Below are 25,017 nucleotides of genomic sequence, written 5' to 3' on the forward strand. Positions count from 1 at the left end.
ATTCCTCCGTAGAAGTACCGGAATGAAGAGTAACCTGTCATAGAGTCTCTCAAATGTTTGCAACTTGAACGGTGGAAACATCTTCGGGTTGTGAGGTTAAGTGACTAAGCGTACACGGTGGATGCCTAGGCAGTCAGAGGCGATGAAGGGCGTGCTAATCTGCGAAAAGCGTCGGTAAGGTGATATGAACCGTTACAACCGGCGATACCCGAATGGGGAAACCCAGTGTGTTTCGACACACTATCATGTCATGAATACATAGTGGCATGAGGCGAACCGGGGGAACTGAAACATCTAAGTACCCCGAGGAAAAGAAATCAACCGAGATTCCCCCAGTAGCGGCGAGCGAACGGGGAGGAGCCCAGAACCTGAATCGGCTTGTGTGTTAGTGGAAGCGTCTGGAAAGTCGCGCAGCAAAGGGTGATAGCCCCGTACACTAAAATGCACAGGTCGTGAGTTCGATGAGTAGGGCGGGACACGTGACATCCTGTCTGAATATGGGGGGACCATCCTCCAAGGCTAAATACTCCTGACTGACCGATAGTGAACCAGTACCGTGAGGGAAAGGCGAAAAGAACCCCGGCGAGGGGAGTGAAATAGAACCTGAAACCGTGTACGTACAAGCAGTGGGAGCACCTTCGTGGTGTGACTGCGTACCTTTTGTATAATGGGTCAGCGACTTATATTTTGTAGCAAGGTTAACCGTATAGGGGAGCCGTAGGGAAACCGAGTCTTAACTGGGCGAATAGTTGCAAGGTATAGACCCGAAACCCGGTGATCTAGCCATGGGCAGGTTGAAGGTTGGGTAACACTAACTGGAGGACCGAACCGACTAATGTTGAAAAATTAGCGGATGACTTGTGGCTGGGGGTGAAAGGCCAATCAAACCGGGAGATAGCTGGTTCTCCCCGAAAGCTATTTAGGTAGCGCCTCGTGAACTCATCTTCGGGGGTAGAGCACTGTTTCGGCTAGGGGGCCATCCCGGCTTACCAAACCGATGCAAACTCCGAATACCGAAGAATGTTATCACGGGAGACACACGGCGGGTGCTAACGTCCGTCGTGAAGAGGGAAACAACCCAGACCGCCAGCTAAGGTCCCAAAGTCATGGTTAAGTGGGAAACGATGTGGGAAGGCACAGACAGCCAGGATGTTGGCTTAGAAGCAGCCATCATTTAAAGAAAGCGTAATAGCTCACTGGTCGAGTCGGCCTGCGCGGAAGATGTAACGGGGCTAAACCATGCACCGAAGCTGCGGCAGCGACGCTTAGGCGTTGTTGGGTAGGGGAGCGTTCTGTAAGCCGTTGAAGGTGGCCTGTGAGGGTTGCTGGAGGTATCAGAAGTGCGAATGCTGACATAAGTAACGATAAAGCGGGTGAAAAGCCCGCTCGCCGGAAGACCAAGGGTTCCTGTCCAACGTTAATCGGGGCAGGGTGAGTCGACCCCTAAGGCGAGGCTGAAAAGCGTAGTCGATGGGAAACAGGTTAATATTCCTGTACTTGGTGTTACTGCGAAGGGGGGACGGAGAAGGCTAGGCTGGCCGGGCGACGGTTGTCCCGGTTTAAGCGTGTAGGGGGTGTGACCTGGTAAATCCGGTTGCATATCAACCCTGAGGCGTGATGACGATGCACTACGGTGCAGAAGTAGTTGATGCCCTGCTTCCAGGAAAATCCTCTAAGCTCCAGGTAACATTAAATCGTACCCCAAACCGACACAGGTGGTCAGGTAGAGAATACCAAGGCGCTTGAGAGAACTCGGGTGAAGGAACTAGGCAAAATGGTGCCGTAACTTCGGGAGAAGGCACGCTGGCATGTAGGTGAAGTCCCTTGCGGATGGAGCTGAAGCCAGTCGAAGATACCAGCTGGCTGCAACTGTTTAATAAAAACACAGCACTGTGCAAACACGAAAGTGGACGTATACGGTGTGACGCCTGCCCGGTGCTGGAAGGTTAATTGATGGGGTCAGCCGCAAGGCGAAGCTCTTGATCGAAGCCCCAGTAAACGGCGGCCGTAACTATAACGGTCCTAAGGTAGCGAAATTCCTTGTCGGGTAAGTTCCGACCTGCACGAATGGCGTAATGATGGCCAGGCTGTCTCCACCCGAGACTCAGTGAAATTGAACTCGCTGTGAAGATGCAGTGTACCCGCGGCAAGACGGAAAGACCCCGTGAACCTTTACTATAGCTTGACACTGAACATTGAGCCTTGATGTGTAGGATAGGTGGGAGGCTTTGAAGCGTGGACGCCAGTCTGCGTGGAGCCATCCTTGAAATACCACCCTTTAATGTTTGATGTTCTAACTCTGCCCCGTAATCCGGGGTGAGGACAGTGTCTGGTGGGTAGTTTGACTGGGGCGGTCTCCTCCCAAAGAGTAACGGAGGAGCACGAAGGTTAGCTAATCACGGTCGGACATCGTGAGGTTAGTGCAAAGGCATAAGCTAGCTTGACTGCGAGAGTGACGGCTCGAGCAGGTACGAAAGTAGGTCTTAGTGATCCGGTGGTTCTGAATGGAAGGGCCATCGCTCAACGGATAAAAGGTACTCCGGGGATAACAGGCTGATACCGCCCAAGAGTTCATATCGACGGCGGTGTTTGGCACCTCGATGTCGGCTCATCACATCCTGGGGCTGAAGTAGGTCCCAAGGGTATGGCTGTTCGCCATTTAAAGTGGTACGCGAGCTGGGTTTAGAACGTCGTGAGACAGTTCGGTCCCTATCTGCCGTGGGCGTTGGAAGATTGAGAGGGGTTGCTCCTAGTACGAGAGGACCGGAGTGAACGCACCACTGGTGTTCGGGTTGTCATGCCAATGGCATTGCCCGGTAGCTAAGTGCGGAAAAGATAAGCGCTGAAAGCATCTAAGCGCGAAACTTGCCTCAAGATGAGTCTTCCCTGGGCCTTTAAGGCCCCTGAAGGAACGTTTAAGACTAAGACGTTGATAGGCTGGGTGTGTAAGTGCAGCGATGCATTGAGCTAACCAGTACTAATGATCCGTGAGGCTTAACCTTACAACACCGAAGGTGTTTTTAGAGAGACAAAATCGTCGGGAACGATTTTGAACAACGCGGAGCGTTGGCCCCGAAGGGGTGAGTATCAGGATGATACGAATAATTTTCAGCGAAGTTCCGAGATTGGTTCTGATGGCGACACGAAAGTGAAGCGGTTGGAATGAAACAGAATTTGCCTGGCGGCAATAGCGCGGTGGTCCCACCTGACCCCATGCCGAACTCAGAAGTGAAACGCCGTAGCGCCGATGGTAGTGTGGGGTCTCCCCATGCGAGAGTAGGACCCTGCCAGCCATCAAATAAACGATAACAGCATGACGGCGGGAAATGCGCAAAACGAATAACGCGATAATGCCGGCAACCAAAGATGCAACTAAAAAGAATAGGTGGACCTGTAGTTCATTTGGTTAGAATACCTGCCTGTCACGCAGGGGGTCGCGGGTTCGAGCCCCGTCCGTTCCGCCACTTATTTAATTATGCCTGCTTTATTAGCAGGCATAATGTTAAGCGAGATTTAGGGGCGTAGCTCAGTTGGTAGAGCACCGGTCTCCAAAACCGGGTGTCGCGAGTTCGAGTCTCTCCGCCCCTGCCATATTAAGAACCCTTTGCGAAAGCAAAGGGTTTTTTTTTGCCTATCATTTTTCTTCCTTACCGCTTTGGAATAGAGCGCTTTTGACGCTATATGCCGATGTTTGCCCGATCCTGGTTGCTTCATGTTCCTCCGAACTCTATCCTGCCGGCCTCCTGATTCTTATCTCGTTTTGCATTATCTTCTCTCAGAAGGCGATGAGCGCGTTTTGGTGTGATAGACAGGCATGACCACGATGACGGCGTTTAAGGCCGCCATAACGCTTTAGGCTGCGGTATTTAAAGGTATTTTAAGTAATTGCCGAATCAAAGGCTGTTGATCGCTGTTTTGCAACCAGACGGCATACAGTGGGCGGATAATCGGCGGGATCTCGGTGGCGGCCACCAACTGTGGATACTCTTTTTCCCACTGGCTGGGCAGGAAAGCACATCCGCCCGTGGTTTCCAACAGCTGACGCGTCAGGTGAGCGGAGGTGGTAGTAAGCACCGGCACGTTATCACCTTCCAGCATGCGGCTTTCCTGTTGGTGGAAGTCGGCTCCCCATTCCAGCTTGATGTAGGGCATGGGGGCCTGTTTGTCACGATGCGCGGATGAGAACAGGCGTAATGAGAAATTGCTCAGTTGCTGGCTGGCCAATTCATCCATCTTAGGCGGTTCAGTGGTGATCAGTAAATCGAGCTGCCTTTCATGCAGTTGTTTTACCAAAGAGTGCCTTAATGCCACCCTGGCTTCTAGCTGCAGCGCTTCGCGTTGTTGATAGAGCGCCTGTAGCCAAGGGGTCAGATAGGCTTCCCACAGCGAAGCGGTAGCGCCGATCGACAACTCGGTGTGTTGCAGCGAACGCACGACCTCCTTTTTCGCCAGCTGCCAGGTGTTCATCAGGCTCTCGGCATAGGGCAGAAGGCGCTCGCCGGCAGGCGTCAGGCGGATATTATTGCGATGACGGGTAAATAAATTGGCGCCCAGCTGGTTTTCTAACTGACGGATGCGGAAACTGACCGCGGACTGCGTTAAGTACAAAGATTCTGCGGCTCTGCCAAAGTGACGCGTTCTACTGACCTCCAAAAAGGTTTTCAGTAATTCGGTATCCACACCTATCTCCAAAAAAATTTGTCGTTAAGATTTAAATGTTTTGTTTTACACGCTGTCAAGCCTATCTAATACTCCGCGCCATAAACAGCACGGCCATAAGAGAATTAGGAGCGTGTCAGATGGCGGATAGCTTCACCACGACCAATCGTTTTTTTGATAATAAACATTACCCTCGCGGGTTCTCCCGTCACGGCGATTTCACCATTAAAGAGGCGCAATTGCTAGAGCGCTTCGGCTACGCGTTTAACGAGCTGGACTCGGGCAAACGCCAGCCGGCCACTGAAGAAGAACAACTGTTCGTCGCAGTGTGCCGCGGTGAGCGCGAAGCGGCTACCGAGCAGGAAAAAGTATGGGCTAAATATCTGGCGCGCACACGTCGCCCGAAGAAATTCCATACTCTGTCCGGCGGTAAACCGCAGGCTGACGCAGTAGAAGATTACAGCGACAGCGAAGACTAAAGACGATGGGGCCTGTGGGCCCCATTTTCATTCCAGACTACGATGCAGTTGTAACAGCAGGCGGTCCATGCTGCGATAGCCCAGCGCTTCGCTGAGGTGGCGCCTGTCGAGCTCAGCATCTCCCGCCAAATCCGCCAGCGTGCGCGCCACTTTCAAGATGCGCTGCCAGGCGCGAACCGATAACCCCAGCGCGTTTAATGTCGCTTCCAAAAACTCGGCGTCTGCCGCCTGCAGAACGCAATCCCGTTCCACTTCGCGGTTGCTCAGCAGCGCGTTGACTTTACCGGCGCGTTCGAGTTGCCGGGCGCGTGCCAGCAGCACTCTTTTCCGCACTTGTTCGCTGCTTTCTCCGTGTGTTTTCCGATGACTGAGTGTTCCCGGCGGCAACAGCGGCACTTCGATAGACAGATCGAAACGGTCGAGAAAAGGCCCTGACAGCCGGGCCAGATAGCGCAACACCTGCTGCGGTGAGGCGCGATTGTGCAGCCCCTGATAGTGCCCCGTCGGGCTGGGGTTCATTGCCGCGATCAGCTGCACTCTGGCGGGGAAACAGACCTTGGCGTTGGCGCGTGAAATCACGATCTCGCCGGATTCCAACGGCTCACGCAGCGCATCCAGTACCTTACGCTCGAATTCCGGCAGTTCATCCAGAAACAGCACGCCGTTATGCGCCATCGAGATCTCGCCCGGTCGCGGCAGTGAGCCGCCGCCGACCAATGCCGCCATCGAGGCGCTGTGGTGCGGTGCGCGAAACGGCCTCTGGCGCCATGGTAGGGCAGCGGGAATGTGATGCTGCAAGCTGGCGACCGCTAGACTTTCCAGCGCCTCAGGCTCCGTGAGCGGTGGCAGTAGGCCCGTGAGGCGGCTGGCCAGCATGGTTTTACCGGTGCCCGGCGGCCCAATCAGCAATAGGTTATGCCCGCCGGCGGCGGCGATCTCCAGTGCCCGCTTGGCCTGCTCCTGGCCGATGATATCGCGCAGGTCGGCGTTTTCGCAGGCGGTGTCCGCAGCGGGAGGCGTGGCCGCCACCGGCAGTTCGCCCTGGCCGAGCAGAAAGGCGCAGACTTCCAACAGGTGCCGGGCGGTATGGGAGTGCGACTGCGCGATCAGGCCGACTTCGGCGGCGTTGTCCGTTGAGAGAATCAGTTGCCGCCCGGCATCAGCCGCCGCCAGCGCCGCCGGGATCGCGCCCCTGACCGCGCGCAGTGAGCCGGACAGCGCGAGCTCGCCAAGAAACTCGTAGCGCGCCAACGGTGCGAGGGGCAATTGCTCGGAGGCGGCGAGGATCGCCAGCGCTATCGGCAGATCGTAACGCCCGCCTTCTTTCGGCAGATCGGCGGGCGCCAAATTGACGGTGATGCGCCGGGCGGGAAAGGTGAAACCGTTATTGATCAGGGCGCTGCGCACCCGATCGCGCGCCTCTTTTACCGTGGTTTCCGGCAGGCCGACCAGCGTCAAGCCGGGCAGGCCATTGCTGATATGCACCTCCACCGTCACGGAAGGGGCCTGAACGCCGATGATGGCGCGGCTATAGATTACCGCCAGTGACATATCGCTCTCCTTGCTGAGGGCGACATGATGCGTGATTCATCCGGGCATTGCGCGGCTTTATTGGTGGTTTTTCGATGCATTTAGCAGAATAATCGCTGATTTTCATCGAAATAAATGAAGTTGTGCGAGCCGCCTCGCAACCTGCGGCAATACCCATTAACAATTCGCTGAAGGCTGCAACATATTAGCGGCCCATACGCATTGCAACCATAGGGTTAACGGGTGTATTTAACAATTGATTAAAAGAAAAATCACTTCTTTAACAAACCCCGACCGCCGCCGCATTCTGCCCGGCAGCCGCTAAACCTCCTGACTTCGTACTCTACGGTAGGGATAACACTATGTTTGGTTGGACCCCGCTGCAACGCAACGCGGCAATCGCCAGCTTTTCAAGCTGGACGCTCGACGCTTTCGATTTTTTCGTGCTGGTATTCTTACTCAGTGACATCGCGCAATCCTTTCACGTCGGTCTGGAACAGGTGACGTTGGCGATTTTGCTCACGCTGGCGGTGCGCCCGATTGGCGCGCTGATCTTCGGGCGTGCGGCGGAAAAATATGGCCGCAAGCCGATCCTGATGCTGAATATCGTCTTCTTCTCGGTGTTTGAGCTGCTCTCCGCCGCCGCGCCCTCGCTGACGGTCTTCTTGCTGTTGCGGGTGTTGTACGGCGTTGCGATGGGCGGCATCTGGGGCGTGGCGTCGTCGTTGGCGATGGAAACCATACCGGACCGCTCGCGCGGCCTGATGTCGGGCATTTTCCAGGCCGGCTATCCGTTCGGTTATCTGCTGGCGGCGGTGGTGTACGGCCTGCTGTTCGAAACGGTCGGCTGGCGCGGCATGTTTGTTATCGGCGCGGCGCCGATCCTGCTGCTGCCATTTATTTATTATTGCGTGCAGGAGTCGCCGGTGTGGCTGGCGGCGCGTGAACGCAAGGAAAGCTCTGCCTTGCTGCCGGTGTTGAAGAGCCACTGGAAGCTGTGCTGCTATTTGGTGCTACTGATGGCGGCGTTCAATTTCTTCTCCCACGGCACGCAGGATCTGTATCCGGTGTTTCTGAAAGTTCAGCATGGTTTCGATCCAAAAACCGTTAGTATCATCGCCATTAGCTACAATATCGCGTCAATTATCGGCGGTGTTTTCTTCGGTTCGTTGTCGGAAAAGATCGGCCGCAAAAAAGCGATCATCATCGCCGCGCTGCTGGCGCTGCCGGTGATCCCGCTGTGGGCATTTTCCAGCGGTTCGCTGATGTTGGGGATCGGCGCTTTCCTGATGCAGTTCATGGTGCAGGGCGCCTGGGGCGTGGTGCCGACCTACCTGACTGAGCTGGTGCCGGCCAACACCCGCGCGGTGCTGCCGGGGTTCGTGTACCAGTTGGGTAACCTGATCGCTTCGGTCAACGCCACGCTGCAGGCGACCATCGCCGAACATCATGGGCATAATTACGGCCTGGCGATGGCGATCGTCGCCGGTACGGTGGCGCTGGCGATCGCCCTGTTGGTGTTCTTCGGCAAGGATACGCGCGGCAAGGCGATCACAGACGCGGTGAGAAATCCGGGCGTGCGCGCCAACGTGTGAAATCCGGGCGATTCGCGTGAGGTATGACCAGATTGCGCCGAATAATAACGCAAAAAAAGTGTTGTCATGCCGCGCGCGACTATGGTACCTCTGTAAGCATTAGTTCTGAATGAGCACAGTGAACAAACCCATTATGAAAGCCTTTGCCCAAGTGATTAGCCTAGTCGTGATTAGCGTGGTGGTGATTATTATCCCACCGTGCGGGGCTGCACTTGGACGAAGAAAGGCTTAGCAAACAAGCCGGAATCGCAAGAGAACCCCCGCACCGTCAGGTCCGGGGGTTTTTTATTGGCAAGAGAAAAGTGGAGCAAGGGGCAGAGCATGAAAAACAGAACAAAATCCTGCGGTTTTCGAAGTAAGGCGGGGAAATAACTATGAATGGCGCTCAGTGGGTAGTTCAAGCGTTGCGTGCGCAGGGTGTGGATACCGTATTCGGCTATCCGGGCGGGGCAATCATGCCGGTGTACGATGCGTTGTACGACGGCGGTGTGGAACACCTGCTGTGCCGCCATGAACAGGGCGCCGCGATGGCCGCCATCGGCTACGCCCGCGCCACCGGCAAAGTCGGCGTTTGCATCGCCACTTCCGGCCCCGGCGCCACCAACCTGATCACCGGCCTGGCTGATGCGCTGCTCGATTCCGTTCCCGTTGTCGCCATCACCGGTCAGGTGGGTTCCGCGCTGATCGGCACCGATGCCTTTCAGGAGATCGATGTTCTCGGCCTGTCTCTGGCCTGCACCAAGCACAGCTTCCTGGTGGAATCGCTGGACGCGCTGCCGGGCATTATGGCGGAAGCCTTCGCCATCGCCGCCGGCGGCCGTCCTGGCCCGGTGCTGATCGATATCCCGAAAGACATCCAGCTGGCGCAGGGCGACTTGCACCCGCATCTGATGCCGGTCGATGAAGCGCCGGCATTCCCGGCGGCGGCGTTGGCGGAGGCGGCCGAGCTGCTGGCGCAGGCGCACAAACCGATGCTGTACGTCGGCGGCGGCGTGGGCATGGCGCAGGCGGTGCCGGCGTTGCGCGAGTTCATCGCCGTGACCCGCATGCCGAACGTCGCCACCCTGAAGGGGCTGGGCGCGCCGGATGCGCAAGATCCGCTGTACCTCGGCATGTTGGGCATGCACGGCACCAAGGCTGCCAACCTGGCGGTGCAGGAGTGCGATCTGCTGATTGCCGTCGGCGCGCGTTTCGATGACCGCGTGACCGGCAAACTGAACGCCTTCGCGCCGCACGCCAAAGTGATCCACATGGATATCGACCCGGCGGAAATGAGCAAGCTGCGCCAGGCGCATGTGGCCCTGCAGGGCGATCTGAAAGCGTTGCTGCCGGCGTTGCAGCGCCCGCTGAACATCGCCCCTTGGCAGCAGCAGGTGACGGCGCTGAAAGCCGACCACGCCTGCCGCTACGATCACCCCGGCCAGCCGATCTACGCGCCGCTGTTCTTGCGCCAGCTGTCCGCCCGCAAGCCGGCCAACAGCGTAGTGACCACCGACGTGGGCCAGCACCAGATGTGGAGCGCGCAGCACATGACGTTCGAACGCCCGGAGAATTTCATCACCTCCAGCGGCCTCGGCACCATGGGGTTCGGCGTGCCGGCGGCAGTAGGGGCCCAGATCGCGCGCCCGCAAGATACGGTGATCTGCGTCTCGGGCGATGGCTCCTTCATGATGAACGTGCAGGAACTGGGCACCATCAAGCGCAAACAGCTGCCGCTGAAGATCGTGCTGCTGGACAACCAGCGCCTCGGAATGGTGCGTCAATGGCAGCAGTTGTTCTTCGACGGCCGCTACAGTGAAACCAACCTGTCCGATAACCCCGACTTCCTGATGCTGGCCGCCGCCTTCGGCATTCCCGGCCAGCGCATCAGCCGCAAGGATCAGGTGGAGGGCGCGCTCGAGGCGCTGTTCAACACCGCAGGCCCTTATCTGCTGCAGGTCTCTATCGACGAACTCGAAAACGTCTGGCCGCTGGTGCCGCCGGGCGCCGGCAACGAAACCATGTTGGAGGAAATATCATGATGCAGCATCAACTCTCGATCCAGGCGCGTTTTCGCCCCGAAATGTTAGAGCGCGTATTGCGGGTCGTGCGTCATCGCGGCTTTCAGGTTTGTGCTATGAATATGGTTTCCCCGGCCAACGCCGACAGCATCAATATCGAATTGACCGTTGCCAGCCCGCGTCCGGTTGCCCTGTTGTCATCTCAATTAAGCAAACTGATGGACGTCTCCTGCGTCGAGATCCAGCAGCCAACATCACAACAAATACGCGCCTGAGGCGCCGAGAAGGATAAATAACAATGACAAAGAAAGCCGATTACATTTGGTTCAATGGTGAGATGGTTCCCTGGGCCGAGGCCAAAGTGCACGTGATGTCGCACGCGCTGCATTACGGCACGTCGGTATTTGAGGGGGTGCGCTGCTACGACTCGCACTTGGGGCCGGTAGTGTTCCGTCATCGCGAGCATATGCAGCGCCTGCACGATTCGGCGAAAATCTACCGCATGCCGGTTTCGCAAAGCGTTGACGAACTGATGGAAGCCTGCCGCGCCACGTTGCGCAAGAACAACCTGGTCAGCGCGTACATCCGCCCGCTGGTGTTCGTCGGCGATGTCGGCATGGGCGTCAACCCGCCGGCCGGTTACAAAACGGACGTGATTATCGCGGCGTTTCCTTGGGGCGCTTATCTGGGTGAAGAAGCGCTGGATCAAGGCATCGACGCGATGGTCTCCTCCTGGCACCGCGTCGCACCAAACACCATCCCCACCGCGGCCAAGGCCGGCGGCAACTATCTTTCCTCTCTGCTGGTGGGCAGCGAAGCGCGTCGCCACGGCTATCAGGAAGGCATTGCGCTCGACGTGCACGGCTACATTTCCGAAGGGGCGGGCGAGAACCTGTTTGAAGTGAAAGACGGCGTGATTTACACCCCGCCGTTCACCTCTTCGGCGCTGCCGGGCATCACCCGCGACGCGATCATCAAGCTGGCGAAAGACATGGGCTTCGAAGTGCGTGAGCAGGTGCTGTCGCGCGAATCGCTGTACCTGGCCGACGAAGTGTTCATGTCCGGCACCGCGGCGGAAATCACGCCGGTGCGCAGCGTGGACGGCATTCAGGTCGGCATCGGCAAATGCGGCCCGGTGACCAAACAGATCCAACAGGCGTTCTTCGGCCTGTTCAGCGGCAAGACAGAAGACAAATACGGCTGGCTGGATCCGGTCAATCCGTAACGACAAGACAGACAAGATAAGAATATCCAGGCGGTTCGTTCGCCGCCTGTCATAAATACATTTGGAGTGAAAAGAGCATGCCTAAGTACCGTTCCGCCACCACCACCCACGGCCGCAATATGGCGGGTGCCCGCGCATTGTGGCGCGCGACCGGGATGACCGACGCCGATTTCGGCAAGCCGATCATCGCCGTGGTCAACTCCTTTACCCAGTTCGTGCCGGGCCACGTGCATCTGCGCGATCTGGGCAAACTGGTCGCCGAACAGATCGAAGCCTCCGGCGGCGTGGCCAAAGAGTTCAACACCATCGCGGTGGATGACGGCATCGCCATGGGCCACGGCGGCATGCTCTATTCCCTGCCGTCGCGCGAGCTGATCGCCGACTCGGTCGAATACATGGTGAACGCCCACTGCGCCGACGCGATGGTGTGCATCTCCAACTGCGACAAGATCACCCCGGGAATGCTGATGGCGGCGTTGCGCCTGAACATTCCGGTGATCTTCGTCTCCGGCGGCCCGATGGAAGCCGGCAAGACCAAACTCTCCAATCAGATCATCAAGCTGGATCTGGTGGACGCGATGATCCAGGGCGCGAACCCGAACGTCAGCGACGCCGACAGCGAGCAGATCGAGCGTTCCGCCTGCCCGACCTGCGGTTCCTGCTCCGGCATGTTTACCGCCAACTCGATGAACTGCCTGACCGAAGCGCTGGGCCTGTCGCAGCCGGGCAACGGCTCGCTGCTGGCCACTCACGCCGATCGCAAAGCGCTGTTCCTCAACGCCGGCAAGCGCATCGTCGAGCTGACCAAACGCTATTACGAGCAGGACGACGAGAGCGCGCTGCCGCGCAATATCGCCAACAAGGCGGCGTTTGAGAACGCCATGACGCTGGACATCGCCATGGGCGGCTCGACCAACACCGTGCTGCACCTGCTGGCTTCGGCGCAGGAAGGCGAGGTGGACTTCACCATGGAAGACATCGATCGCCTGTCGCGCAAAGTGCCGCATCTGTGCAAGGTGGCGCCGAGCACGCAGAAATACCACATGGAAGACGTGCACCGCGCCGGCGGCGTAATCGGCATCCTCGGCGAGCTGGATCGCGCCGGCTTGCTGAACCGCGAGGTGAACAATGTGCTGGGGCTGACCCTGCCGCAGACGCTGGAAGCCTACGACGTGATGCTGACCCGCGACGAAAGCGTCAAGAAAATGTACTCCGCCGGGCCGGCCGGTATCCGCACCACGCAGGCATTCTCTCAGGACTGCCGCTGGGATTCGCTGGACACCGACCGCAAGGAGGGCTGCATCCGCACCCGTGAGCACGCCTACAGTCAGGACGGCGGGCTGGCGGTGCTGTACGGCAACCTGGCGGAAAATGGCTGTATCGTCAAAACCGCCGGCGTAGACAAGGAAATCCTCACCTTCCGCGGCCCTGCCAAAGTGTATGAAAGCCAGGATGATGCGGTAGAAGCTATCCTCGGCGGCAAAGTGGTGGCGGGCGACGTGGTCGTTATCCGTTACGAAGGGCCGAAAGGCGGGCCGGGCATGCAGGAAATGCTTTACCCAACCACGTATCTGAAATCGATGGGGCTGGGCAAGGCGTGTGCGCTGATCACCGACGGACGTTTCTCCGGCGGCACCTCCGGGCTGTCCATCGGCCACGCCTCGCCGGAGGCGGCCAACGGCGGCCTGATCGCCCTGGTGCAGGACGGCGACATGATCGCGATCGACATTCCGCATCGCGGCATCCAGCTGGATGTCAGCGAGCAGGAGCTGGCGGCGCGGCATGAGGCGGAACTGGCGCGCGGCGACGCGGCCTGGACGCCGAAAAACCGTGAACGTCAGGTGTCCTTCGCGCTGCGCGCTTACGCCTCGTTGGCCACCAGCGCCGACAAAGGCGCGGTGCGCGACAAGAGCAAACTGGGGGGATAAGCAGTATGGCGGTCTCTCAACCCCTACCCAGCGCCCCCTGTGGCGCGGAATATCTGCGAGCGGTACTGCGCTCGCCGGTCTACGAGGTGGCGCAGGTCACCCCGTTGCAGGCCATGAGCAAAATCTCTTCGCGCCTCGGCAACACCATTTTGGTGAAGCGCGAAGATCGCCAGCCGGTGCACAGCTTCAAGCTGCGCGGGGCCTATGCGATGATCGCCGGGCTGGACGAAGAGCAGAAGGCGCGCGGCGTCGTAACGGCTTCGGCCGGCAACCACGCGCAGGGCGTCGCCTTCTCCGGTAAACGGCTGGGGATCAAAACGCTGATCGTGATGCCGGTATCCACCGCGGACATCAAGGTGGATGCGGTGCGCGGCTTTGGCGGCGAAGTGTTGCTGCACGGTGCCAATTTCGACGAGGCCAAGGCGAAGGCGATCGAGCTTTCCCAACAGCAGGGCATGACCTTCGTGCCGCCGTTCGATCATCCGACGGTGATCGCCGGGCAGGGCACGCTGGCGATGGAGCTGCTGCAGCAAGACGCGCATCTGGATCGGGTCTTCGTGCCGGTCGGCGGCGGCGGCCTGGCCGCCGGGGTGGCGGTGCTGATCAAGCAGCTGATGCCGCAGATCAAAGTGATCGGCGTCGAAGCGGAAGACTCCGCCTGCCTGCGCGCGGCGCTGGATGCCGGCCATCCGGTGGATCTGGCGCGCGTCGGGCTGTTCGCTGAAGGCGTGGCGGTGAAGCGCATCGGAGACGAAACCTTCCGCCTATGCCGTGAGTATCTGGACGACGTGATCACCGTGGACAGCGACGCCATCTGCGCGGCGGTCAAAGATCTGTTCGAGGACGTGCGCGCCATTGCCGAACCTTCCGGCGCGCTGGCGCTGGCGGGGCTGAAAAAGTACGTGCAGCAGCACAACATTCAGGGCGAGCGTCTGGCGCACGTGCTGTCCGGCGCCAACCTCAACTTCCACGGGCTGCGCTACGTTTCCGAACGTTGCGAACTGGGCGAACAACGCGAAGCGCTGTTGGCGGTAACCATTCCGGAACAGCAGGGCAGCTTCCTCAAGTTTTGCCAACTGCTGGGCGGCCGCTCGGTGACCGAATTCAACTACCGCTACGCCGATGCCGATAACGCCTGCATTTTCGTCGGCGTGCGTCTGACGCGCGGCCACGCAGAACGGCGGGAGATCATCGACGAACTCAACGCCGACGGTTATCAAGTGGTGGATCTGTCGGACGACGAGATGGCCAAGCTGCACGTGCGCTACATGGTGGGCGGGCGTCCGTCGAAGCCGCTGCGCGAACGGCTGTACAGCTTTGAGTTTCCGGAGTCGCCGGGCGCGCTGCTGAAGTTCTTGCAGACGCTGGGCACGCACTGGAACATTTCGCTGTTCCACTATCGCAGCCACGGCACCGACTTCGGCCGGGTGCTGGCGGCCTTCGAGCTGGCGCAAAGCGAGCCGGAATTCGAGCGTCACCTGCAGGCGCTGGGCTACGATTGCCACGACGAAACCGACAACCCGGCGTTCCGCTTCTTTTTGCAGGGGTGAGTCGGATTGATAAGCAACCGTGACGCGTTAGTCAGTTTATGGGTTGCATGGTTGTGATTTTGTCGTGCATTTTTATACTGCCAAGACTTCTGACGTATAGGGATGCACGACAATGAAAACCGCTTTTTCTACGCCGTTCGGTTCCCCCGAAGACGATTTGACCAACGCCGAGTTTGCCCGCCTGTTGGGCAATACCGGCGTACAAGAATTCTATCGCGATATTAATCTGCAAGCCTTGCAGGACTCGCTGGACTGCAGCCTCGCCTTTCATGGCGTGGGCATTATTTTTTCCGACGGGCAGAACTCATTTTTAGTCCGCCCGACGCAGCACACCGGTTACTCAAACGCTTCGCAGGTTACCCACGTGGTCATCAGCAAAACGGTGGCTCATACTTCACGCGTTGCCGCGACCAATACGCTGTCGGAAGCGTTGAGCAAACCCAGCGTCAGCAAAGAGTTGGCCTCGGCCGCGCTGTCGTGCGGAACGCTGCTGGTATCGGTATTTTTACTGGCGTCGGGCAGCGTCGCCGTGCCGTTTACCGGCGGCACCAGCTCGGCGGTGGCTTATCTGGGTTATGCCGGCATGGCTGCCAGCGCGTTGCAGTGCGGCAATGGGCTGTACCGCGTCAACAAGCTTTATGACGGGAAAGGCGATGAACTGGCTCAGCTCGACTCAGAACAGTGGTATATCGCTACCAGTACCGTGCTCGATGTGATCTCGCTGGCCAGTGCCGGGGCTGCCCTGAAGGAAGCGACGATGACCTACCGCGCCATGCGCCGCATTTCGGCGCGCAAGGCGACGGAATGGCTGAAAAGCATGCCCCGTAGCGAAAGGAAGCGGCTGACCGAAAACATCATTCGGGCGGAAAATCCGGGAATTTCCAATAACGTCTTGAAAGAGATGGTGAAGAACGGCTTATACCCGAAGCGCTACCCGACGGAAGCGATCCAAAACGGGCTGCGCCAGCAATTGCATTCGGCGCTCAATAACTCATTGACGTTCGTGGGCAGCGGCATCAGCGGCACCCTGTCTGCGCCGGTGAATGTGAAAACCACCGGGCAGTATTTTGTGGGCATTATGCAGAAATTGCCGCAGATGGTGAGGTAATGGCGGACTGGATGATTAAACGCCTGATCGCGCAGGGCCGGGAGATGGAACGCCAAATCGCGGCGCGCGATGGCGCGCTTTTCGCCGGTGTGGATGCGCAGCTCGAGCAGCATTTCCTGACGCCGGGCCAGCGGCTGTCGCCGCCGGGCGTCGGCAATGTCATGTTGCTGATGGTTTGCCTGACGCTGGGGCTGGCGGGCGTGATGGGCCTGGCCACGGACGTGGCGGCCGCCTGGAGCGGCAAGACTTCCGCTGCCGTTCTCATGGGCAGCGGCGCGATCGTGGCGGTGTGGATGACGTTGATCCTGTTCCAACTGGTGCAGGGTAAAAACAGCGGGGTGGTATTGTTGCAATATTACCTTGGCATGCTCGGCCTGTTTTGCCTTGGCGCCGCGGCGGCGTGGGCGGCGGGGATGACCGGCATCGCCACTGTCGCCATGCTGCTGGGGGGCGTGGTTGGCGGTGCGCTATTCAGCAACCGGGCGGCGTTCTCTCTCTATGTCGCTTATTTTCGCACGCGTCGGCGCGTGTTGATCAAACGCCGTTGGCAGAGGGAAGATCTGCGCAACACCCGATAAACCGTCAGAACGGAAAAACTTATGACGCAACCCTTCTCCGGCTTTAGCCAGCAGGGTCTGAATTTCCTGCAGCAGGTGCGGATCGAGAACGATAAGGCGTGGTTCGACGGCAACCGCGACATCTACGATCGCGAGCTGCTGGCGCCGTTTCGCGCGCTGGTGGAGCAGCTGGCTCCCGGCATGCTGGCGATCGATCCGCTGTTCGAGACTCGCCCGGCGATCGGCAAAACGCTGTCGCGCATTCATCGCGATACGCGCTTTTCACATGACAAATCGCGCTACCGCAGCCGCATGTGGCTGACGTTCAAGCGCCCGAGCAAAGACTGGAAAGACGCGCCGGTCTACTTTTTCGAACTGGGGCCGGACATGCTGCGCTATGGGCTCGGCTACTACAGCGCCAACAAGCCGACCATGGATCTGTTCCGCCATACGCTGAGGCAGCGGCCGCAGCCTTTCCTTGAGGTGGCCGCCTGCTGCCGGCCGCCGTTCGAGCTGGTGGGCGAAAGCTACAAGCGCCCGCTGGTGAAGGAACAGGCGGCGGAGATCGCCACCTGGTACAACCGCAAGTCGTTTGCGGTGATGGTGACCGACAGCGAAGTGGAAAAGCTGTTCAGTGCCGATCTGGTGCCGCTGCTGGCCGGGGCATTTTTGCAGCTTGAGCCGCTCTACCACTGGCTGATGCAGGTAGAGACGATGAAGCAGATCGATCCGGCGGATCTGTAAACCCCGCGTCAGCGGGGATGCAGCAAGCGCCAAAAGGCGTCGATCAGCGGATCGCTGAGGCGCTTTTTCTGGACGCAGACCCCCAGCTCGAACGGTTCGACCATCGAGATGTTATCCAACTGCGAGATGCGGTTGCGTACCGGCTCCGGGCTGTTGTCCACCACCACGCTCGGGATCAGTGCGATGCCGCAGCCCAAAGCGACCATCGACACGATGGCTTCGTGGCCGCCGACGGTGGCGTAAATCAGCGGATTGCTGATGCGGTGGCGGCGGAACCACAGCTCGATGCGTTTTCGCGAAGGGCCGTGCTCCGGCAGGATGAACGGGATCTCGGCCCAGTCGGGCCTGTCGGCGAACGCCTGGCTGCGCACCGCGCAGGGCAGCGCCGGCGCGATCAGCACCAGCGGGATTTCGCCGATTTTGGTGAACGCCACGCTGGCGGGCAGCGTTTCCGGCCGGCCGGCGATGCCGAGATCGGCCTCGTTGGATTGCACCTTGTCGACCGCGTCGGCGGCGTCGCCGGTGGTCAGCTTAATCTCCACCAGCGGGTGCTGCGCGCGGAAGCGATCGAGGATCGGCGGCAGGTGGCTGTACGCCGCGGTCACCGAGCAGAACAACCGCAGTTCGCCGCTGAGCGAAGGGCCGTGCTGGCCGAGTGAGTGCTTCAGCTGCTGATATTGCAGCAGCGTTTGCTGGGCGAATTCTTTCAGCTGTTCGCCGGCGTCGGTCAGCTGCACGGTGCGGTTATCGCGCAGGAACAGCGGCTGCCCGAGGATCTCTTCCAGCCGCTGGATCTGGCGGGAGAGCGTCGACGGGCTGACGTGCATCGCCTTGGCGGTGCGCCCGAAGTGATGGCTTTCGGCCAGATGCAGGAACAGCTTTAAATCACGTAAATCCATATCGATACGCTCGCAGTGAGTGTGTTGCATAAATTGCAATGTCACGTTCTTAATATATCAATTTAAGCAACGCATTTCCTGTTATACATTGAGTTTAACGAATCTCCGCACAGACAGGGCGGGGAATGAAAATAACAATGCAAGACAACATCAAACCGGAGTACCACCATGGCTAACTATTTCAACACATTGAACCTGCGTCAGCAGTTGGCGCAATTGGGTAAATGCCGCTTTATGGCGCGCGACGAATTTGCTGACGAAGCCGGCTACCTGAAAGGTAAAAAAGTGGTGATTGTCGGCTGTGGCGCCCAGGGTCTGAACCAGGGGCTGAACATGCGCGATTCCGGCCTGGACGTCGCCTATGCCCTGCGCAAAGAAGCGATCGACGAGAAGCGCGCTTCCTGGCGCAAGGCGACCGAAAACGGCTTCAAGGTCGGCACCTACGAAGACCTGATCCCGCAGGCGGATCTGGTGGTCAACCTGACGCCTGACAAGCAGCACTCTTCCGTGGTGCGCGCGGTGCAGCCGCTGATGAAAGACGGCGCGGCGCTGGGTTATTCCCACGGCTTCAACATCGTTGAAGTGGGTGAGCAGGTGCGTAAAGACATCACCGTGGTGATGGTCGCGCCGAAGTGCCCGGGCACCGAAGTGCGCGAAGAGTACAAGCGCGGCTTCGGCGTGCCGACCCTGATTGCGGTTCACCCGGAAAACGATCCGAAAGGCGAAGGCATGGCGATCGCCAAGGCCTGGGCGGCGGCGACCGGTGGCCACCGCGCCGGCGTGCTGGAGTCCTCCTTCGTCGCCGAAGTGAAATCCGACCTGATGGGCGAGCAGACCATTCTGTGCGGCATGCTGCAGGCGGGTTCGCTGCTGTGCTTCGACAAGCTGGTTGCAGAGGGCGCCGATCCGGCTTACGCCGAGAAACTGATTCAGTTCGGCTGGGAAACCATCACTGAAGCGCTGAAGCAGGGCGGCATCACCCTGATGATGGATCGCCTGTCCAACCCGGCCAAGCTGCGCGCCTATGCGCTGTCCGAACAGCTGAAAACCATCATGGCGCCGCTGTTCCAGAAGCACATGGACGACATCATCTCCGGCGCTTTCTCGAGCGGCATGATGGCCGACTGGGCGGAAGACGATGTGAAATTGCTGACCTGGCGCGAAGAGACCGGCAAAACCGCGTTCGAGAATGCGCCGCAGTTTGAAGGCAAAATCAGCGAGCAAGAGTACTTCGATCACGGCGTGCTGATGGTGGCGATGGTGAAAGCGGGCGTTGAGCTGGCGTTCGAAACCATGGTCGATGCCGGCATCATCGAAGAGTCGGCTTACTACGAATCGCTGCACGAGCTGCCGCTGATCGCCAACACCATTGCGCGTAAGCGTCTGTATGAAATGAACGTGGTTATCTCCGATACCGCAGAGTACGGCAACTACCTGTTCGCCAACGCGGCGGTGCCGTTGCTGAAGGACTTCATGACCACCCTGCAGGCGGGCGATTTGGGCAAAGCCGTGGCGGGTACGGCGGTGGACAACGCGCAGCTGCGTGACGTGAACGAAGCGGTGCGCAGCCACCCTATCGAAACCGTCGGCCGCAAACTGCGTGGCTACATGACCGACATGAAACGCATCGCCGTTGCGGGCTGATTTCCCGCAAGGCAAAGCACACAGAGCCGGCAGCGATGCCGGCTTTTTTATGCCTACGGTGGCGTGATCAATTGCCGTTCGAGGCAGCGCCGGATCGCGTGTTTGGCGTTGGCGACCCCCAGCTTACGCACCGCATTGCCGATGTGAAACTTCACCGTGCCGGTTTTTATCCCCAGGATCAGCGCGATCTCATGGTAGGTTTTGCCCTGGCTGGCCCAGTAGAGGATTTCCCCTTCGCGCGGCGAGAGCCGGTCTGTCCGGCTCGCCTCGGCGCTGGCCAAGGCCAGAGCGTGCTGGTGGGTATCGACCAATACCATCTGCAAGCTGGCCCTCTCGTCTTCCATCAGCTGCCGCAGTTCGGCGTCATCGGTTGCTGTGGCGCTGATCGACAAGATCGCCAGGTTGTTGTCGTGATCGTGCAAAACAAAGCTGCAGCCGTGCACGATGTCGTACTCCCGCGCCTGGCTGAAGATCTTCCGGTAATGCCGATCCTCGGTGGTGACGGGGGTGTCGTGCCACATAAAGGGCGCGCAGCGACTATGGGCGGCGCGCACGACGGGATCGATGCGCTGATAGCGATTGGCGCTGTAGATGTCCAGCCATTCTTGCGGGTAGCTCGAGACCAGCAGATGGCGATCGGGAAGGTGTTTGTTGAAGGTCAAATAAGCGTATTTGAATTGGCTGAAGGCGTGCAGTCGGCCGTCAAGATGCAGTCTTGCGGCGACGGCGTTGGCGAATGTGACGGTCATTGGTAACCTCCCTGTCGTTCGCGGCTCAGCCCGACCTGCACCAAAGTCCAGCTAGTCAGTGCGGCGGATTGAAATTTATACTCGGCTAATAAATTCAAAAAGGCAGCAATGCCAAGACCCGAGCTTAGCAGCTCTGGGCGGAAATAAGCCAACGCCAGGGAAATTCTTTCAATCATCCTCTCATCAATGCTTCTGGGATCTATTGTGCGGGCGGCGAGGCTACCTCGCCGCCGCCTTATTGGCTATGCGGGCATCGCCGCTGCGGGAATGATGGCGCCGCGGTGTTGGATCACCGTTGCGGCGAGCAGGTGGCCGCGCTGCGCCGCCTGTTGGGCGCTGCCGCCGTTCAGGCGTACCGCCAGGTAACCGGCGCTGAAAGAGTCGCCCGCCGCGGTGGTATCCACCACGCGCTCCGGCGGCAGCGCGATGGCCGGCACCTCAAGCCGCTCTCCCTCCACGCTGAACACCAGACAGGCATCCGCGCCGCGTTTGATAACGATCTCGCCGACGCCGAGCGCCTGCGTGCGCGCCACCACCTGTTCAACCGGCTGCGCTCCCCACAGCGACTCTTCGTCATCCAGCGTCAGGAAGGCGATGTCGGTGCAGGCCAGCACCTCACGGTAGGCCTGCTGCGTTTCCTCACGGCTGTGCCACAGGCGCGGGCGATAGTTATTGTCGAAGATAACCTGGCCGCCGTTGGCGCGGCAGCGGCGCAACAGCGCCAGCAGCTTCGTGCGGTCGGCAGGCGCGAGGATCGCCAGGCTAATGCCGCTGAGATACAGGTAATCGAACTGCGCCAGCCGGGCGCACAGTGCGTCGGCCTGGGGGCCCGCCAGCCAATACCGGGCGGCGGCGTCGTTGCGCCAGTAGTAGAAGGTGCGTTCGCCGGCGGCGTCGGTTTCGATCACGTACAGACCCGGCAGTTTGTTTTCCAACCGCTGAATCAGCCCGGTCTCGATCTTCTCCTGCCGCCAGGCCTGCAGCATCTCGTCGCTGAAGCTGTCGGTGCCGAGCGCGGTGACGTAATGCACCTGCAGCGTCTGTTCCGGCATTTGGCGGGCGAGGTAGACGGCGGTGTTGAGGGTATCGCCGCCAAAGCCGCGCGTCAGCTGTGCGCCCTGCTGCGACAGTTCGATCATGCATTCGCCGATCACGGCGAGATTTCGGATAGTCATCGTCAATAAGCCCTGGCTAAAGAAGAAGCAACAACCGCCAGTCTCCACGCAAGGCGGTGGGGTAGTCAATAAATTAAAACAGTGTTTTAATTTTTTATGATCGCGATCGGCCTATGCCAAAACAGGGTGAAGATGAAACCGTGCGGCAATTCGTGCTTAAAGTTTTACGCGACGCGGCCGATATGCTGGGTAAAGAAACAGCGGCAGTGCTCTCACTTCCCCGCCACGGCGATAGTACCGATGATAACCAACCTGATCTCGGGTCTGCTGGCGCCCTGTTTTGCCCTCTATGCCTGCGCCAAATCGCGGCGCTACTGGCGGCAATGCCGGCGCTTGTATACCTTCCAGCCGATTTATCGCACCAGCGGCGCGCTGCTGGCGGTGGAACTGCTGACGGCGGTATATCACCCGAATGAACCGAACAAACGGCAATCCCCGGAACAGTATTTTTCCTCGCTCGGCGTCGCCCAGCGTTTGCGGGTGATCCAGGAACAGCTGGCGCTGTTGCAGCGCTGGCAGGCATTGTTCATTCGCCACGCGGTGATGGTGTCGGTCAATATCGACGGCATGGCGCTGCAAGCGTTGCAGCGCCATAGCGAGCTGCAGCGGCAGATCGCCGAGATGCCCTATCTGCGCTTCGAACTGGTGGAGCATGCCGAAACGGCGTCAAACCGCCCGTTGCACCAGATGGTCGGCGGCGAACGACTGTGGCTGGACGATTTCGGCAGCGGGCTGGCCAACTTCTCCGCCGTCGGCGCCTGGCGCTATCAATACATCAAGGTAGCGCGCGAATTGTTCACCTTGCTTAAACAGTCTGAAGAGGGCGTGCAGCTGCTCGGCACCCTGATCAAGATGATGAACCAGCACAGCGACGGGGTGATCGTCGAAGGCGTGGAAACCGAGCAGGAGTGGCGGCTGGTACAGCGTTCCGGCGCGTTGGCCGCGCAGGGTTACTATCTTTCCCGCCCGGCATGCTTTGAAACTTTACACAGCGTACCGACGCTGTTCGCCGCGCCCGGCGCGCCGGCGTGAACTCCGGCCTATCCTCAGCTAATCTTAAACGGGGCTGCTCATTCCTTTTCCTTTCATTCGGCAGCCCGGTTTATGTGCTGAGGGAGCCCTATGACAAGAACAGGAAAGGTTTTCAGCTGGCTGGGCGGCATTGTGCTGCTGGCGGTCGCCGCGCTGGCGATCTTCATCGCTACCTTCGACTGGAATCGACTCAAGCCCACCATCAACGACAAAGTGTCGGCCGAACTGCGGCGGCCGTTCGCCATCCGCGGCGATCTGGGCGTCGACTGGTCGCGTAACCGGGATGAGGGCGGCTGGCGCGCCTGGGTGCCCTGGCCGCATATTCACGCCGAAGACGTGTGGCTGGGTAACCCGAAAAACATGCCCGGCGACAGCATGGTGACGCTGCAGCGCGTCGACGCCAGCATCGCACCGCTGGCGTTGCTGAAGAAAGAACTGCTGATCCCGCGCATTTGGCTCAAGCAGCCGAATGCGTCGTTGCAACGCCTGGCCAACGGCGACAACAACTGGACGTTTGACCTGGCCGCTGGCCAGGATCCGCAGCAACCGCCTTCCGACTGGTCGTTCACCGTTCACGACATCGTGTTCGACAAGGGGCAGATCGCCTTTAAAGACGCCACGCTGAAGGCGGACTTCCGCGCCGTCATCGATCCGCTCGGCAAACCGCTGCCGTTCAGTGAAGTGACCGGCAAACAGAGCAGCGGCAAGGCCGCCACTCCTGACTACGTCTTCGGTTGGCAGGTCAAGGGCAAATACAACGGCGAGCCGCTGAGCGGCAGCGGCAAGATTGGCGGCATGCTGTCGCTGCAGAGCGCCGATCTGCCGTTCCCGCTGCAGGCCGACGTGCGCTCCGGCAGTACCCGGGTGGCGGTGGCGGGCACCTTGACCGATCCGCTGAACCTCGGCGGGCTGGACGTGCAACTGAAATTTTCCGGCGAAAGCCTGGGTAATCTCTATGGCCTGACCGGCGTGCTGCTGCCGAACACGCCGCCGTATGCGACCGATGGCCATCTGATTGCCCGCCTGCATCAGCCGGGCGGCGCCGTGTTCGAATATCAGAAATTCGACGGCAAAATCGGTGACAGCGACATTCACGGCGATTTGAAATACGTTGCCGGTAAGCCGCGGCCGACGCTGAGCGGCGCGGTGAGCTCCCGGCAACTGAGGTTGGCGGATCTGGCGCCGCTGATCGGCGCGGACTCCAACGCCGCCAAAGCCGGGCGCGGCGAGAAGAGCCGCCAGCCGGCGGATAAAGTGCTGCCGGTCGAACAGTTCGATACGCAAAGCTGGCGCAAGATGGATGCGGACGTGAAGTTTGCCGCCGCACGCATTGAACGCGGCAGCGATTTGCCGCTGAGCGATCTGGCCACGCATCTGAAGCTGAACAATGGCGAACTGCGCCTGGATCCGCTGCGCTTCGGCATGGCGGGCGGCAGCCTGAACGCCGTGGTGCGCCTCGACGGCGGCAAAAAGCCGATGCGCGGCCAGGTGGATATGCACGCGCGCAAACTCCAGCTCAAACAGCTGTTGCCGAACGTGGCGGCGATGAAGCGCAGCCTCGGGCAGATGAACGGCGACGCCAGGCTGACGGGCAGCGGCAATTCGGTAGCCGAGCTGCTGGCGACCAGCAACGGCGACCTGCGCCTGTTGATCAATAACGGGGTGATCAGCCGCAGCCTGATGGAGATCCTCGGTCTGAACGTCGGCAACTATCTGGTGGCGCAGCTGTTCGGTGACGATGTGGTGGGCATCAACTGCGCGGCGGCGGACGTCGGCATCCGCAACGGCGTCGCCGCGCCGCGGCTGTTCGTGTTCGACACCGAGAACGCGGTGATCAACATCACCGGCAACACTAACCTCGCCACCGAACGGCTGGATTTGTCCATCGATCCGGAAAGCAAGGGGATGCGCGTGCTGACCCTGCGCTCGCCGCTGTACGTGAAAGGCACCTTCAAGCACCCCGACGCCGGCGTCAAAGCCGGGCCGCTGATCGCCCGCGGCGCGGCGGCGGTGGCGTTGGGCGCGGTGCTGACGCCGGCGGCGGCGCTGCTGGCGTTGGTTTCACCCAGTGAAGGCGGCGAGGAGAACCAGTGCGGGCAGATCCTGCGGGAGATGAAAGGCAAAAAATAGTCAGGCGTGCGGC

Annotated in this window: 20 protein-coding genes, 2 tRNA genes and 2 rRNA genes; 18 read left to right on the forward strand and 6 right to left on the reverse strand. The window is 59.6% G+C overall.

The window, feature by feature from the left end:
* The first annotated feature begins 94 nt into the window (after positions 1 to 94).
* From REA38_RS00005 to REA38_RS00020, 4 genes are all read left to right on the forward strand, one after another.
* Positions 95 to 3,002 (forward strand): 23S ribosomal RNA (locus REA38_RS00005).
* Between the two features lie 175 nt (positions 3,003 to 3,177).
* A 5S ribosomal RNA gene (gene rrf / locus REA38_RS00010) occupies positions 3,178 to 3,293 on the forward strand.
* A 94-nt stretch (positions 3,294 to 3,387) separates the two neighbouring features.
* A tRNA-Asp gene (locus tag REA38_RS00015) sits at positions 3,388 to 3,464 on the forward strand.
* A 51-nt stretch (positions 3,465 to 3,515) separates the two neighbouring features.
* Positions 3,516 to 3,591: transfer RNA gene (locus tag REA38_RS00020), tRNA-Trp, on the forward strand.
* Positions 3,592 to 3,852: 261 nt separating this feature from the next.
* Here the strand turns inward: REA38_RS00020 and hdfR are convergent.
* Positions 3,853 to 4,680: an HTH-type transcriptional regulator HdfR gene (gene hdfR / locus REA38_RS00025; RefSeq protein WP_033636417.1), complete on the reverse strand. Its 828-nt coding sequence runs from the start codon at positions 4,678 to 4,680 to the stop codon at positions 3,853 to 3,855.
* Between the two features lie 119 nt (positions 4,681 to 4,799).
* Here hdfR and REA38_RS00030 point away from each other — a divergent pair, with 119 nt between their 5' ends.
* Complete coding sequence (locus REA38_RS00030) at positions 4,800 to 5,138, forward strand: DUF413 domain-containing protein (RefSeq protein ID WP_004929946.1); 339 nt, start codon at positions 4,800 to 4,802, stop codon at positions 5,136 to 5,138.
* Positions 5,139 to 5,165: 27 nt separating this feature from the next.
* Here REA38_RS00030 and REA38_RS00035 read toward each other — a convergent pair whose 3' ends face one another.
* A complete protein-coding gene (locus REA38_RS00035; protein WP_308884476.1) occupies positions 5,166 to 6,689 on the reverse strand; it encodes a YifB family Mg chelatase-like AAA ATPase in 1,524 nt (507 codons plus the stop codon).
* Positions 6,690 to 7,030: 341 nt separating this feature from the next.
* On the opposite strand from REA38_RS00035, the gene REA38_RS00040 reads away from it, so the two are divergent.
* The 10 genes from REA38_RS00040 (at position 7,031) to REA38_RS00085 (ending at position 17,375) form a co-directional block, all read left to right on the forward strand.
* Positions 7,031 to 8,263, forward strand: coding sequence for an MFS transporter (locus REA38_RS00040; RefSeq protein ID WP_033654504.1), 1,233 nt, complete (start codon positions 7,031 to 7,033; stop codon positions 8,261 to 8,263).
* A 133-nt stretch (positions 8,264 to 8,396) separates the two neighbouring features.
* A complete protein-coding gene (gene ilvL / locus REA38_RS00045; protein ID WP_013814970.1) occupies positions 8,397 to 8,495 on the forward strand; it encodes an ilv operon leader peptide in 99 nt (32 codons plus the stop codon).
* Positions 8,496 to 8,637: 142 nt separating this feature from the next.
* Positions 8,638 to 10,284 (forward strand): acetolactate synthase 2 catalytic subunit, encoded by a 1,647-nt coding sequence (gene ilvG, locus REA38_RS00050; protein WP_164134906.1) that lies wholly within the window; start codon positions 8,638 to 8,640, stop codon positions 10,282 to 10,284.
* Positions 10,281 to 10,538, forward strand: coding sequence for an acetolactate synthase 2 small subunit (gene ilvM, locus REA38_RS00055; protein WP_004929955.1), 258 nt, complete (start codon positions 10,281 to 10,283; stop codon positions 10,536 to 10,538). Before ilvG ends, ilvM begins: the two co-directional genes overlap by 4 nt.
* A 23-nt stretch (positions 10,539 to 10,561) precedes the next feature.
* The gene (locus REA38_RS00060; protein WP_033636413.1) at positions 10,562 to 11,488 is read left to right on the forward strand and encodes a branched-chain amino acid transaminase; all 927 of its coding nucleotides are present in this window, start codon (positions 10,562 to 10,564) and stop codon (positions 11,486 to 11,488) included.
* Positions 11,489 to 11,565: 77 nt separating this feature from the next.
* Positions 11,566 to 13,416: a dihydroxy-acid dehydratase gene (ilvD, locus tag REA38_RS00065; RefSeq protein ID WP_033649965.1), complete on the forward strand. Its 1,851-nt coding sequence runs from the start codon at positions 11,566 to 11,568 to the stop codon at positions 13,414 to 13,416.
* A gap of 5 nt (positions 13,417 to 13,421) precedes the next feature.
* Positions 13,422 to 14,966 (forward strand): threonine ammonia-lyase, biosynthetic, encoded by a 1,545-nt coding sequence (gene ilvA, locus REA38_RS00070; RefSeq protein ID WP_015379394.1) that lies wholly within the window; start codon positions 13,422 to 13,424, stop codon positions 14,964 to 14,966.
* Between the two features lie 112 nt (positions 14,967 to 15,078).
* Positions 15,079 to 16,074 (forward strand): hypothetical protein, encoded by a 996-nt coding sequence (locus REA38_RS00075; protein WP_033654501.1) that lies wholly within the window; start codon positions 15,079 to 15,081, stop codon positions 16,072 to 16,074.
* Positions 16,074 to 16,652 (forward strand): hypothetical protein, encoded by a 579-nt coding sequence (locus tag REA38_RS00080; RefSeq protein ID WP_047570079.1) that lies wholly within the window; start codon positions 16,074 to 16,076, stop codon positions 16,650 to 16,652. Before REA38_RS00075 ends, REA38_RS00080 begins: the two co-directional genes overlap by 1 nt.
* Before the next feature lie 21 nt (positions 16,653 to 16,673).
* Positions 16,674 to 17,375, forward strand: coding sequence for a DUF2461 domain-containing protein (locus REA38_RS00085; protein ID WP_060425248.1), 702 nt, complete (start codon positions 16,674 to 16,676; stop codon positions 17,373 to 17,375).
* Positions 17,376 to 17,383: 8 nt separating this feature from the next.
* Here REA38_RS00085 and ilvY read toward each other — a convergent pair whose 3' ends face one another.
* Entirely contained in the window at positions 17,384 to 18,274 is an 891-nt protein-coding gene (gene ilvY / locus REA38_RS00090) for an HTH-type transcriptional activator IlvY (RefSeq protein ID WP_033636409.1), read from the reverse strand.
* A gap of 168 nt (positions 18,275 to 18,442) precedes the next feature.
* Between ilvY and ilvC the strand changes: the two genes are divergently transcribed.
* Positions 18,443 to 19,918: a ketol-acid reductoisomerase gene (ilvC, locus tag REA38_RS00095; protein WP_004929973.1), complete on the forward strand. Its 1,476-nt coding sequence runs from the start codon at positions 18,443 to 18,445 to the stop codon at positions 19,916 to 19,918.
* A gap of 53 nt (positions 19,919 to 19,971) precedes the next feature.
* On the opposite strand, the gene REA38_RS00100 is transcribed toward ilvC, so the two are convergent.
* From REA38_RS00100 to REA38_RS00110, 3 genes are all read right to left on the reverse strand, one after another.
* On the reverse strand, positions 19,972 to 20,667 hold the full coding sequence (locus tag REA38_RS00100) for a LuxR family transcriptional regulator (RefSeq protein ID WP_047570087.1): 696 nt from the start codon (positions 20,665 to 20,667) through the stop codon (positions 19,972 to 19,974).
* Positions 20,664 to 20,843 (reverse strand): hypothetical protein, encoded by a 180-nt coding sequence (locus REA38_RS00105; RefSeq protein ID WP_033649970.1) that lies wholly within the window; start codon positions 20,841 to 20,843, stop codon positions 20,664 to 20,666. The genes REA38_RS00100 and REA38_RS00105 overlap by 4 nt, the downstream gene beginning before the upstream one ends.
* Before the next feature lie 66 nt (positions 20,844 to 20,909).
* Positions 20,910 to 21,842 carry a sugar kinase gene (locus tag REA38_RS00110; protein WP_308884482.1) on the reverse strand — a complete coding sequence of 311 codons (933 nt, stop codon included), beginning with the start codon at positions 21,840 to 21,842 and terminating at the stop codon, positions 20,910 to 20,912.
* Between the two features lie 240 nt (positions 21,843 to 22,082).
* Between REA38_RS00110 and pdeH the strand changes: the two genes are divergently transcribed.
* Positions 22,083 to 22,874 (forward strand): cyclic-guanylate-specific phosphodiesterase, encoded by a 792-nt coding sequence (pdeH, locus tag REA38_RS00115; protein ID WP_308884483.1) that lies wholly within the window; start codon positions 22,083 to 22,085, stop codon positions 22,872 to 22,874.
* A gap of 90 nt (positions 22,875 to 22,964) precedes the next feature.
* Positions 22,965 to 25,004 carry an AsmA family protein gene (locus REA38_RS00120; RefSeq protein WP_164141690.1) on the forward strand — a complete coding sequence of 680 codons (2,040 nt, stop codon included), beginning with the start codon at positions 22,965 to 22,967 and terminating at the stop codon, positions 25,002 to 25,004.
* The last annotated feature ends 13 nt before the right edge of the window (positions 25,005 to 25,017 follow it).

Source organism: Serratia sp. MF1(2023) (genome assembly GCF_030954545.1).
In the GTDB taxonomy this organism is placed as follows: domain Bacteria; phylum Pseudomonadota; class Gammaproteobacteria; order Enterobacterales; family Enterobacteriaceae; genus Serratia; species Serratia sarumanii.

What these genes read in the sequence shown, in the direction of transcription:
- REA38_RS00030 (WP_004929946.1), top strand. Translation starts at nt 4,800, where the DNA reads ATGGCGGATAGCTTCACCACGACCAATCGTTTTTTTGATAATAAACAT.
- REA38_RS00110 (WP_308884482.1), bottom strand. Translation starts at nt 21,842, where the DNA reads ATGACTATCCGAAATCTCGCCGTGATCGGCGAATGCATGATCGAACTG.
- ilvD (WP_033649965.1), top strand. Translation starts at nt 11,566, where the DNA reads ATGCCTAAGTACCGTTCCGCCACCACCACCCACGGCCGCAATATGGCG.
- REA38_RS00075 (WP_033654501.1), top strand. Translation starts at nt 15,079, where the DNA reads ATGAAAACCGCTTTTTCTACGCCGTTCGGTTCCCCCGAAGACGATTTG.
- REA38_RS00120 (WP_164141690.1), top strand. Translation starts at nt 22,965, where the DNA reads ATGACAAGAACAGGAAAGGTTTTCAGCTGGCTGGGCGGCATTGTGCTG.
- pdeH (WP_308884483.1), top strand. Translation starts at nt 22,083, where the DNA reads ATGATAACCAACCTGATCTCGGGTCTGCTGGCGCCCTGTTTTGCCCTC.
- ilvC (WP_004929973.1), top strand. Translation starts at nt 18,443, where the DNA reads ATGGCTAACTATTTCAACACATTGAACCTGCGTCAGCAGTTGGCGCAA.
- REA38_RS00040 (WP_033654504.1), top strand. Translation starts at nt 7,031, where the DNA reads ATGTTTGGTTGGACCCCGCTGCAACGCAACGCGGCAATCGCCAGCTTT.
- ilvG (WP_164134906.1), top strand. Translation starts at nt 8,638, where the DNA reads ATGAATGGCGCTCAGTGGGTAGTTCAAGCGTTGCGTGCGCAGGGTGTG.
- ilvL (WP_013814970.1), top strand. Translation starts at nt 8,397, where the DNA reads ATGAAAGCCTTTGCCCAAGTGATTAGCCTAGTCGTGATTAGCGTGGTG.
- ilvM (WP_004929955.1), top strand. Translation starts at nt 10,281, where the DNA reads ATGATGCAGCATCAACTCTCGATCCAGGCGCGTTTTCGCCCCGAAATG.
- REA38_RS00085 (WP_060425248.1), top strand. Translation starts at nt 16,674, where the DNA reads ATGACGCAACCCTTCTCCGGCTTTAGCCAGCAGGGTCTGAATTTCCTG.
- REA38_RS00080 (WP_047570079.1), top strand. Translation starts at nt 16,074, where the DNA reads ATGGCGGACTGGATGATTAAACGCCTGATCGCGCAGGGCCGGGAGATG.
- ilvY (WP_033636409.1), bottom strand. Translation starts at nt 18,274, where the DNA reads ATGGATTTACGTGATTTAAAGCTGTTCCTGCATCTGGCCGAAAGCCAT.
- REA38_RS00060 (WP_033636413.1), top strand. Translation starts at nt 10,562, where the DNA reads ATGACAAAGAAAGCCGATTACATTTGGTTCAATGGTGAGATGGTTCCC.
- REA38_RS00105 (WP_033649970.1), bottom strand. Translation starts at nt 20,843, where the DNA reads ATGATTGAAAGAATTTCCCTGGCGTTGGCTTATTTCCGCCCAGAGCTG.
- REA38_RS00100 (WP_047570087.1), bottom strand. Translation starts at nt 20,667, where the DNA reads ATGACCGTCACATTCGCCAACGCCGTCGCCGCAAGACTGCATCTTGAC.
- REA38_RS00035 (WP_308884476.1), bottom strand. Translation starts at nt 6,689, where the DNA reads ATGTCACTGGCGGTAATCTATAGCCGCGCCATCATCGGCGTTCAGGCC.
- ilvA (WP_015379394.1), top strand. Translation starts at nt 13,422, where the DNA reads ATGGCGGTCTCTCAACCCCTACCCAGCGCCCCCTGTGGCGCGGAATAT.